Origin of the sequence: Halomonas sp. SIMBA_159, assembly GCF_046536035.1 — a bacterium.
Classification (GTDB): Bacteria; Pseudomonadota; Gammaproteobacteria; order Pseudomonadales; family Halomonadaceae; genus Vreelandella; species Vreelandella venusta_A.
In genome coordinates, this window is record NZ_JAWJBT010000496.1 from 1 (window position 1) to 275 (window position 275).

Here is a 275-nt window from a genome sequence, read left to right on the forward strand (position 1 = left end):
GGCGAGAATACACATAGATACAGCGATAGGCGGCGGATTTAACTCAGCACAAGCGCGCATTCTTGCGGCATTGATCGCAGTTAACTTAAAGTTAGAAAATGTCGCCTTGAGCCACCTGGAAGTCATTAAAGACATCCTGAAACATTACCCTGAAGCTGAAATGCTTTATGCCCAACTCATGCTAAAAGCCGGCAATACAGAAGCCGCACAACAACTGTTGTCAGGAAAAGAACTGCAACAATCTGACATTCAACTACTGGCGGCGACAGCATTCG

At 46.2% G+C, this 275-nt stretch carries 1 protein-coding gene; it reads left to right on the forward strand.

The window, feature by feature from the left end; genetic code table 11:
- A partial coding sequence (locus tag R0J87_RS20165) for a hypothetical protein (RefSeq protein ID WP_498888475.1) occupies positions 1-275 on the forward strand: 275 nt, incomplete at both ends.